The following is a 10,732-nucleotide window of genomic DNA, read 5'->3' on the forward strand; positions in this document are numbered from 1 at the left end:
GGTGCTCCTGCATACTGGCAGAAAGAACGACAGTTGCCGCACTCATTGCACATATAATCGACATGAAGGATCTGCAGAAGTTCCATCTCCGGTACTTCGATCAGAACATTCGCACGGTTCGGACATACATCCACGCAGTTTCCGCAGACACGTCTATGTGCTGTAAATTCTTTGTTTTCCGGTGCATCTTTCTTTTTAAGGCAGTCAAGAAGCGGAGATTTCTCTTCCATTCTCTTTCCGGCTTTCTTTGTACCCTTTTTGTAGTTTGCGTTTCCAAGTGCGTCTGCTGCCAGCTTCTTCACTTCTTCTACATTGACCTTTCCACCCTTTTCGGTCTGGCATTCATCTGCCTTTTCTGCGATACGGGTCATCCATTTATAGCCGCCCGGTTTGAGAAGAACGGTTGCCACTGTAACTGGCCAGATGCCGCAGCCCACGATTTGATCAATGTTCTTCTGATCTGCACCGCCTGAGAAGGACATCGGAAGTTCTCCGTCAAAGGATTCTGCAAGACGTGCAGCTACTGTGATAGAAAGCGGGAACAGTGCCTTACCGGACATGTACATCTCTTCTCCCGGAAGTTCCTGTCTCTTGATATCCACCGGGAAGGTATTGGTCAGTTTCACACCGAAGGAAAGTCCTTCCTGTGCAGCCACTTCTTTGAGGCGTCTAAGCATCGGAACTGCGTCCTCATACTGTAGATCGTCCTTGAAATGGAAATCTGTAAATGCCATATAATCATATCCAAGATCATCCATTGCCTTACGCACAAACTCATATCCAAGAAGCGTCGGATTGCATTTTACATAGGTGTTGATGTGTTTTTCCCGAAGGAGATACATAACGATGTTCTCAATCTCCTGTGGAGGACATCCATGCATGGTAGAAAGTGTAATGGAATTACAGATTTCGGATGGAATAGCCTCGATATCCTCTCTGGTCACATGTTCAAAGAGAGCGATATGCTCAAGAAGCCATGTCCTGCATTCTCTGAAAATCTCTGTATCACGGGCATCCTTCATTCCCTCAATAAAATCATCAATCTTCTTATCCTTGATTCCTTCAAGATTGTATCCACAGGACATATTGAACTGGAATCCGTCCGGGCTTCCAAGTCCGAATTCTTTGGAGATTACATGAAGTGCCATCCATCCCTTGATATACTCTTCCATCGCCTGTGGAACATAAAGCTCTGTGGACCATTCGCAGTTATATGCCTCATCTTCTGCCACGATACATGGCTTCGGAATACATGCGGAGAGCTCCGGTCCATCCATCTTCTGTACCGTCTTTAACTCAAAAAATCTAGCTCCTGCATAGTAAGCTGCCACAAGATTCTGTGCAAGCTGTGTATGCGGTCCGGCTGCCGGTCCTACCGGATTCTCCAGTTTTCGTCCAAAAATCTCTGTTGTCTTTTCCAGATCTGCCACATATGCCTTCTGAATACCAAAAACCTGTCCCGTTGCCTTATGTTCTGCCAATATCCATTCCATTAACTGTCCAAATGGAATACTTTTCATAATATCACTCATAGTTATCTTCTCCCTGTAACTTCACAATACGAAATAAGTGTCAGCTGTTGATATCATCTGCGAGTTCCTTTGCAGCCTGACGGCAGTCCGCCATGACCTTTGCCTCATCACATACAAGAACTTCACGGTCTTTCATAAGAATCTTTCCGTTACAGATGGTCGTCTGTACCATGGCACCGTTTACTCCAAACAGCAGATGGCTGTTGATATTGCCCTCATGCATAGGTGTCAGCGGATCATAGTCCACTACGATCACATCTGCCGCCGCGCCTTCTCTGAGAACGCCGAGTTCTTTCTTAAAGTAGCGGTTTGCAATCTTCGCATTTCCTTCAAAAAGCATCTGCGGAACTTCGCCCCATGCAGCATTCGGATCACAGAGATGATGCTTGTGAAGAATATTGGCCACCTTCCAGGATTCCATCATATCATGGGTATAGCCGTCTGTTCCAAGTCCGGTAAGGATTCCCTTATGTACCAGTTCCATGGTAGGCGGACATCCGCAGGCATTTCCCATATTGGATTCCGGATTGTGTACAACCATGGTATCTGTCTCTTTGATCAGATCCATCTCATGTTCATTGATATAGATACAGTGTCCAAGCAGAGTCTTCGGACCAAGGATATCCCAGTCATACAGTCTGTCTACGATTCGTTTGCTGTGTTCCTTAAGGCACTGATGAAGATCATAGATTCCCTCTGCCACATGGATATGATAGCCGACACCTTCCGGCTTCAGTTCCCTGCACAATGCCATTGTCTCATCTGAAATCGTAAAGGAAGCATGCATTCCCATCATGGCTGCCAGCATATCACTGTCATCCTGCTGTGCATATCTGATAAAATCGACATTCTCCATCACGGATTCCTTTGACTTCTCCATCCCGTCTCTGTCTGAGATCTCATAGCACAGACAGGTACGGACACCAAGATCCTTCGCAGCCTCCTCGATCTGATGCAGAGAGCCTGTGATATGTCCGAAACTGGCATGATGATCAAAGACCGTTGTCACACCATTTTTGATCGAATCAATGTAGGTCGCATATGCAGAGAGCTTCGTCTGCTCCAGAGTAAGATGACGGTCGATATTCCACCACATACCATCCAGAATATCCAGAAATCCCTGTGGGTTATATCCGTTTACGCTTAATCCTCTGGCAAATGCACTGTAAATATGCTCATGTGCATTGATAAATGCCGGCATGATGAGTCCACCCCGTGCATCTACAAACTCTGCATCCGGAAATGCTTTCTTTACTTCATCTGTTGTCCCCACCATCTTGATGGTGCCTCCATCCATTGCGACTGCTCCATTCTCAATCAGTGCACAGGATGCATCCCTTGTGATCATTCTTCCGTTTCCAACAATCAGCATGAAAATTTCCCTCCTTATCTTGTGAATTTGTCCCAACGTATAACGTTTATTATCTACACGATTTAGATATTTTATACTATTACTCTAACATACTTTTTTCGTTATTTCAACTATAATATGCAAAATATTTTTTTATATCAAAATCTTTTTGTATATTTCTGTATTTGCACATATACACAAACAGCGACGGAATCCACTGCTCCGTCGCTGTTGTTCTTATCATATCCTCTGTTTTTATTCCAATGATGGATCAATTTTTCTGACACGCCGAAACTTTTTTGCAGTCTTTTGCCACTGCTCCGGTTCCAGTTCCACCTCATAGCCACAGCCATTTCCGACATGCCATTCATAAAAAGCCTTCTCCGGAAGGGCATACGTCTCCATGATGTTCATGATCGTACCGCCGTGGACCACCAGAGCCGCTTCTGTAATTCCTTCATTTCCTAAGACTTCCAGAACCTCCTCAAAGCCTTTAAGATTTCTGGCCGCACATTCCTCCTTGCTCTCTCCTCCCGGGAAAGGAAGGGTTCCATTGCTGTCAATCCATTCCTGATAATGCGGATTGTCCGCCAGTTCTTTGTAATTTTTGTTTTCAAATTCGCCAAAATCACATTCTGCAAGAAGCTCTATAACTCTCTGCTCCTGGTCTCCAAACAAAATCCTCGCTGTTTCCCTGCAGCGCCTGAGAGGACTCACAAACAGCGCCTGCGCTCTGGGATATGTAACGTTTGAAAGAAGATTCCGTCCCTCTTCACAGAGAGGTTCATCCGTCACACCAATGTATCTCTGGTGGCGGTTTCCCTCGGTCATCCCATGACGGATCAGCCATAATTTAAGCATCCTTGATCACCGTCCCAATCCCACAGACAACTCGCGTTACCCGGTGACTGTAATCTGCCAGCTTCGTACAGATCCTTCCCACCGCTTCACGGTAAGCTCTGTCAAATGCATCGATCGGCACAACACCATAGCCAACTTCATCAGATACAAGGATCACATCCGGATTTACACGGATCAGATCTTCGGCAAGCTGATCTACGCTTCTTCCTGCTTTCATTTCTTTTCGGATATACTCATGAAACCCCAGAACACCCTTTGCACAGGAAAGCATCTCCCAGTCTGCATCCGCTCCGTTTATCCAGTTCACCTGCGGGTATCTCTTCTCTGCCAGGGCACTTTTTCCCTGAAAAGCTCCTCCAATCATCATCTCCATAACCAACACTCCTACATCGGACAAACCACGGTCAGGACTGCCAGGACAAGCACCATCCATGCCTCACAGAGACACAGGAAATATCCCGACAGATCTCCGGTCGTTCCTCCAAAATATTTCATCGCCTTGTGTTTATAAAATATAAAGACAAGCACAGCAGTTACAAAAATTACCACGCCATAGACCGGCTGGATCAGGATCATTCCGACAGCCAGAAGCACAAGATACACAATCAGCGTATTTCTTACTGTTTTATCCTGTGCCTTGCGGGAAAATTCCGCCACCGTTCCGCCTGCGCTGGCTTTCGGCAGCATGATCACGCCAATTCCTGAAAAACATCTGGACACCATATATCCAAGCGCCAGGATCTTGATCGCTGTCCGGTTTCCGGCAATCTGGTTGAACCCGCCATATAAAACCAGAAAATACACGCACGCTGTGATCACAGCAAACGCACCTGCATGAGAATCTTTAAGTATCTCCAGACGTTTTTCTCTGTCTCTCCAGGAGCTCAAAGCATCCGAGGTATCCAAAAGTCCATCCACATGGATTCCACCGGTCACAAAAACCGGCACCAGAATCAACGCCATTGCCATAAATCCTGTACCGAAGCCGAAGTACTCGCCCAGCCAGTTCACACCAAGTGTGAGTATGCCGGCTGCCGCTCCTACAAACGGAAAAAAGCACAGCATATACCGCATATTTTCTTCTGTCCATTCTGCCTGAGGCATAGGAATCTTGGAAAACATGGCAAATGCAATCTTAAAACTATTCCACAGACTCTTCACCGGAAGCGCCTCCTTTTTTCTTTTTGTGATAGATTGGAATTCCGTAAACCACTTCCACAACCTCATCCGCAAGCAGGGCAAGCTCCTGATTGATCTTCCCAAGATACTCCTGGTAGGTTCTGGTCTCCCCTTCATAGGAAACCGCCTCAGAAAAAATCTCATTTGTGACGATCACCAGATTTCCTGCCTGCTCGCGAAGAGACTTCACGCCTTTTTGGATTTCCTGAACCGTCCTCTCATGGGCACCATCTTCCTGGAACATCTCATTTGCCGCAAGATTTGACATACATTCCAGAAGAACGGTACTTCCCTCCGGCACCCTCACCCGTTCAAGTCCGGTATAACATTCAATGGTCTCAAAGCCCTTTCCCTTACGCATATTCTGATGACGCTGTACTCTTTTTCTGCTTTCTTCGTCAAAAGGAAACATGGTAGCAATATAGATTCTCTCTGCTTCGCCAAAAGCCACCACCTGATCTTCGGCAAATGCAGATTTCCCGCTCCCGCTTCCTCCCGTTACAAGAATCATCATCTCAGGCAAGCTCCTCATACTGTTCTACATGAATCTCATCAAAAGTACTCATAGACTGATAGACAGCCACGCCCATATCAATGAACGGGAACAATGCCACTGCACCGCTTCCCTCACCAAGGCACATATCCCCATGGAGTACAGCTTCTTTGCCAAGGGATGTAAGAATCAGACGTGCTGCCGGTTCTTTTGACACATGTGAAGCGATCATATAATCTCCTGCCACCGGGCAGATCCTCTGTGCGATCAGTGCTGAAACGCAGGAAATAAAACCATCGATCACAATCGGAACTCCAAGTGCTGCGCCGCCAAGGAAAACGCCTGTCATACCTGCAATGTCAAGCCCTCCGACCTTTGCAAGGACATCGATCGGATCTTCCGGATCCGGCTGATGCTTCTCAATCGCTTTTCCGATCGCTGTGATCTTACGGTTCAGCCCCTCACTGGAGAGTCCGGCTCCGCGTCCTGTCATCTCCTCCACAGGACAGTTAAGAAGAACAGCTGCCACTGCGCTGCTGGTCGTGGTATTTCCGATTCCCATCTCACCGGTTGCAATGAGGCCATATCCTCTGGCTTTGAGTCTTGATACCATCTCGATTCCCGCCTCAATTCCTCTTACTGCCTCTTCTCTTGTCATTGCCGGTTCTTTTACCATGTTTTTTGTTCCCATGGCTACCTTAAGATCTGTCGGAACCTTTGTGTCCACAGCCATTCCGACATCTACCGGATACACATCTGTTCCACACTGACGGCACATGGTACAGGCGGAGGTAGCACCTGAGAGGAAGTTCTCTGCAACAATTGCAGTAACCTCCTGTCCGGTCTGTGTCACTCCCTCTTCTACCACACCATTATCTGCACACATGGCAACCAGTGCACGTTTTGAAAGGTTCATATCCGGACTTCCTGTGATTCCGGCAATCTGAACAATGATATCTTCCATTTTCCCAAGAGAATGCAGAGGCTTGGCGATGCTGTCCCATCTCTTCCTGGAAATCTCCATTGCTTTTTCATCCAGCGGATGAATTTTCTGAAGTGTTTCTTCTAATGTCATTTTAAAATCCCCCGATTTCTGATTCTAATCTGTAAGATCAGATTTTTTACTTTTTCCTGTTGTAAAAACAAAAAATTTACTGAATATGTAATTTAAAGCAAGGACAATAAACTGCGTGATAAATTTTCCTGCCATATCGTTCATTTTGCACACTTCGACAAGAAGCCACACGCCTCCGACCTCTATCACCATTGTCACCAGACGTGCACTGATAAATTTACAGAACGGACGAATATGATCCTTAAATGTTTCACATTTATCCTGAAATACATATCTGGAATTAACGACATAGGCAAACAGGATTGCCGTAATGATCGAGATCAGGTTTGCAATATTCAGTTCCACTCTGCATTTTCGAAGTACAAAGAAGCAGACCAGATTCACAAGGGTCGTACATCCTCCAAAGAACACATAGCGGATCACATCATTCTGATAAAAGTGCAGAATCAACGCTTTTAGTTTCTTCATAATAATAATCTCCTATCTTCCGTCATGTCTGACAGTCTCGGAAACATCCTCACCGCCCCGCACGATTCTGGAAACAATATAACGCGGACGGCGCTTGACTTCCTCATAGATCTTGGCAATATAATATCCTATTATACCAAGGCTCAGCATGATCGCACTTCCAATCAGGAGAAGCACCAGAAGCGTGGTTGTGTATCCCTCCACTGCATGTCCGGTAAAATACTGGATCAGCGAATAAATGATCAGGATCAGCGAACCCAGAAAACAGATTCCTCCTCCGATCGTCACAAACTGGAGCGGCAGAGTTGTAAAAGCCACAATATTTGTAAACGCGTATTTGACAAGAGACCAGGTAGACCATTTCGTCTCTCCCGCCTCTCTTTCGTGAACCTCAAACTCCACGGATGTCGTCTTAAATCCAACCCAGGAGGAAGTTGCACGAAAGAACATATTTCTCTCCGGCATAGCAAGGATATTGTCTACAACCTGACGGTCCATCATCTTGAAATCAGATGCATTCTGCATATCTATTCCTGTCGCTTTGGACATAATTCCATAGAAAAATCCTGCACTTTCCCTGTGAAAAAAGCTTTCTTTTCCACGACTTTTCTTGACACCCTCGATCACCTCATACCCCTGTTTCCAGAGATCGTACATTTCTATCAGTGTTTCCGGCGGATGCTGGAGATCACAGTCCATAACCGCAACAACATCCCCTGATGCCTGTGCCATTCCTGCAAAAACCGCTGCTTCTTTCCCGAAATTTCTGGAGAAACGAACGCCTAACACTGCCGGATCCTTGTGACCTGCCTTGAGGATTTCTTCCCAGGTATTATCACTGGAGCCATCATTTACAAGAACCAGTTCATACGGAATTCCCGCTCCCTTCAGTACTTCCCCAAGGACCCTGCAGGTCTTTCCCACCATAAGGCCTTCATTATAGGCTGGAAGCACAACTGACAGTATATTTTTCATGATTTTTGAAACCTCTTTTTCTTTCTGTTTATTAGCACTAACACAATGTAGCACAATACCCCGATGCAAGTCAAGCACAGACCTGTCTTAAGATATGGCGTACTGTATACCAGGCGGATCTCATGCTCTCCCTTTGGTAATTCCAGTGCCATGTACATGGTATTTGCTTCCTGTATCTCGGTTTTTTCTCCATCAACATACGCTATCCATCCTTCACTGTATGGGATTGAAAACACCAGTGCTTTCCTGTCAGAAAGAGAAATCTTTCCACTGATCTCGTTATTCTGGGTTTTTATATCTGTAAGGACTTCCTCCTTAAGCTTTCTGGTCTGCCTGTCGATCCCTGTCATTGGCTGAGAGTATACCTTAAGGCTGTCAAAGCTGTAAACTCCTGTATTTTCAAAGGTGAGGGTGATCGTATGACGGCCCTTTTCGCTATATCCGGTATTACACAGAAAATTATGCTTGCCGCTGTACGCATTATATTTATCCGTAAAGATCCGGATAGATTTTTTGAGAAAACGCCCTCCGAGCTGGATGGATGCTTTCTGACTTTCTTTCCAGTAACGCCATCTGCCATTTTCTTCCAGAAGCTTATTCTGCTCATAAGTTGTCATTTTTTCCCATTTTTTGTCACTGATCATCTCCCTTGGAGACAATCCGTCGTAATCCAGGCCTTCTGCGACAAGATAAGTTTCTGCGTTCTCTTCACCCTCGAATACCAGCTTAAGCTGTGCATTTTCTGATGTGACAATGATCTTGCCGTTTTTGAGGCGGCATCCCTTTCCCTCTGAAGTATAATAAGGGATTTCCTGATCATTAAAGCTGAGTTCTGCCTTCGGAAGAAAGCTCTCCTTTAAGACCACGCCCTGTAAAAGCGCCTGCTGTTTTTCTGTCACAGACATTTCACTGTAATCTTTTTCTGATATCCAGGAATCATAGGTATATCCAAGCGGCAGGGCATCCTCATTTGCATATGCCAGATAGGTTTTGCTTTTTTTCTCTGCCTGTCCGCAAAGCCTGGAATAGCCATACGGAAGATAGGCTTCTTCTCCTTTTTTGACAACAAAATATTTCACAGAAGCCAGACGGTCCAGGATGGTTCTTCCGTCCAGATTGTCATAATGCTGTTCCCACGGTGTATTCAGATACATTTCATCAAAGAAATTGGCAATGCTTGAACTCGCAACACTGAAATAATAAGCAGTACTGTTCGTTCCCATCTGCATCGAAGAATTTTCACTGGAAGAAGCATCCATCTGGTCATAACGGTATATGGAATCATCCCCGGTGTCCAGAACAGCCAGATCAACACCTGTCTCCAGCTTTTCCAACGCCTCACCGCTGTCAGTAAATTCTGAAAGATAATCCTTTTCGTAGGAATACTGATAAGCAATGTTAAACAAAATACCTGCGATCAGAAAGCCTGCGATCATCAGACAGAGATTTCGTTCTCTCACAAAAATATTTCCATAGGAAAGTACGGTAAACACGGAAAGTGTCAGAAGGATCATTGCCATAAGGTTTCTCTGCGTTCTCGCTGCTTCCGGAAGAAGTGCCAGAACACAGTAGACCAGAAGCATCACGAATACCTTCCGCTTTTCTTTGAGAGTAAGCGAAAACAGTTCCGGATATATTTTTACAAAGATGTATGCGATCAGCATTCCATATGCCCAGATCCATCGATTGGAAACATAGGAAAATCCATTCAGAACATGACCGGCAAACGGAAGCAGCAGAAAGCTATTCAGAAGCACAAACCCGGCTTTGAGCACTGTATATTTCTTTTTCTTTGCGAACAGCACAAAAACACCTGCAAGGGACACTGCCGTATAACCGGCAACTCCCCACTGGATCATATTCTCTCCGATCAGACATCCAAGATATTTTTCGTAATAAATTTTGTCATAAAACAGCGGTACATAATTTTCTGCTCCGAACCGGTCTGTTCCAAACACCGGAATGATCACAGGAAGAAGGATCACCGCAGCGATCATCACTGCAATCACAGAATATACCGCAAAAATCCCCAGCCACTTTCCGATATTCTTAAGGCTCCTGTCTGCAAACAGGTCAAAATATCGAAATGCCGCATAGAGAACCATAAAAATCCCCAGCATATAAAAGAAATAAAAATTAGAAAGGCCTGCCAGGGCAACGGACCAGATGAATGTATAAGGCTTTTCTTTTTTGTAAATCTTATCAATCCCCAGAAGAATCAAAGGCAGATAGATCATCGGATTGGAGAAATACGGATGCTTCATTGCAGCGTAGATCGTCCAGCCCGCAAAAATGTAAATCATCGTTCCCACAAAGGTAGCCTGTTTTGAATTCTTATGGTAAAAGCTGTATCTGCTGAATGCGATTCCAGCCAGATAAATACGCAGAAAGATCAGAAACGCATACAATGTTTCTGTTTTGGATTCAGGAACAAACACCGCCAGCAAGGTCAGAGGATCCCCGATCACATAATAATGCAGAGTAGTCAGTATATCTGAACCATATCCGATATGCATATCCCACAATGGCAGAGATAATTTATGTTCTATGAACAATGTATAAAGGACCTGTCTCAGATATCTCCCGTAATATGCCAGCGAATTCAGATGCTGTGGCACTCCGTCATGACTCCAGACAAGTGATTTCCCGTTTGTAAAAAATCTGAGATACAGTGCCAGGGCAACTGCCAGAAAGGCTGCTGTATACAGCAGATAAAAATCTGTATTTCTTTTTTTGTCCAGTTTCTTATTCATGTCATTCTCTTTCATAAAAATCCATGTTCGATATGAAGAAAAAAG

General features: G+C 45.1%; 9 protein-coding genes and 1 pseudogene. All 10 read right to left on the minus strand.

All coding sequences use genetic code 11. The features are described 5' to 3' along the window. Window positions 1-155 precede the first annotated feature (155 nt). Window positions 156-1,532 (minus strand): annotated as a pseudogene (locus tag LIR34_RS01730) (selenate reductase); the annotation flags it as partial. A 40-nt stretch (window positions 1,533-1,572) separates the two neighbouring features. Then, window positions 1,573-2,904, minus strand: a complete 1,332-nt coding sequence (gene ssnA, locus LIR34_RS01735; protein ID WP_161284398.1) for a putative aminohydrolase SsnA — start codon at window positions 2,902-2,904, stop codon at window positions 1,573-1,575. A 234-nt stretch (window positions 2,905-3,138) separates the two neighbouring features. Continuing rightward, the gene (locus LIR34_RS01740; RefSeq protein WP_173901699.1) at window positions 3,139-3,744 is read right to left on the minus strand and encodes a histidine phosphatase family protein; all 606 of its coding nucleotides are present in this window, start codon (window positions 3,742-3,744) and stop codon (window positions 3,139-3,141) included. Beyond that, window positions 3,737-4,117: a bifunctional adenosylcobinamide kinase/adenosylcobinamide-phosphate guanylyltransferase gene (locus LIR34_RS01745; RefSeq protein WP_161284396.1), complete on the minus strand. Its 381-nt coding sequence runs from the start codon at window positions 4,115-4,117 to the stop codon at window positions 3,737-3,739. The genes LIR34_RS01740 and LIR34_RS01745 overlap by 8 nt, the downstream gene beginning before the upstream one ends. A gap of 11 nt (window positions 4,118-4,128) precedes the next feature. Then, the gene (cobS, locus tag LIR34_RS01750) at window positions 4,129-4,905 is read right to left on the minus strand and encodes an adenosylcobinamide-GDP ribazoletransferase (RefSeq protein WP_173901697.1); all 777 of its coding nucleotides are present in this window, start codon (window positions 4,903-4,905) and stop codon (window positions 4,129-4,131) included. Then, window positions 4,886-5,437: a bifunctional adenosylcobinamide kinase/adenosylcobinamide-phosphate guanylyltransferase gene (locus LIR34_RS01755; protein ID WP_173901696.1), complete on the minus strand. Its 552-nt coding sequence runs from the start codon at window positions 5,435-5,437 to the stop codon at window positions 4,886-4,888. The genes cobS and LIR34_RS01755 overlap by 20 nt, the downstream gene beginning before the upstream one ends. 1 nt (window position 5,438) lies before the next feature. Then, on the minus strand, window positions 5,439-6,491 hold the full coding sequence (gene cobT, locus LIR34_RS01760) for a nicotinate-nucleotide--dimethylbenzimidazole phosphoribosyltransferase (RefSeq protein ID WP_173901695.1): 1,053 nt from the start codon (window positions 6,489-6,491) through the stop codon (window positions 5,439-5,441). Window positions 6,492-6,515: 24 nt separating this feature from the next. Continuing rightward, the gene (locus LIR34_RS01765) at window positions 6,516-6,959 is read right to left on the minus strand and encodes a GtrA family protein (protein WP_161284392.1); all 444 of its coding nucleotides are present in this window, start codon (window positions 6,957-6,959) and stop codon (window positions 6,516-6,518) included. A gap of 12 nt (window positions 6,960-6,971) precedes the next feature. Continuing rightward, complete coding sequence (locus LIR34_RS01770) at window positions 6,972-7,934, minus strand: glycosyltransferase family 2 protein (RefSeq protein ID WP_173901694.1); 963 nt, start codon at window positions 7,932-7,934, stop codon at window positions 6,972-6,974. Next, entirely contained in the window at window positions 7,931-10,687 is a 2,757-nt protein-coding gene (locus tag LIR34_RS01775) for a YfhO family protein (protein ID WP_173901693.1), read from the minus strand. The genes LIR34_RS01770 and LIR34_RS01775 overlap by 4 nt, the downstream gene beginning before the upstream one ends. Window positions 10,688-10,732 lie beyond the last annotated feature (45 nt).

It is taken from the genome of Blautia sp. MSK17_66 (assembly GCF_020538025.1).
In the GTDB taxonomy this organism is placed as follows: Bacteria; Bacillota; Clostridia; order Lachnospirales; family Lachnospiraceae; genus Blautia_A.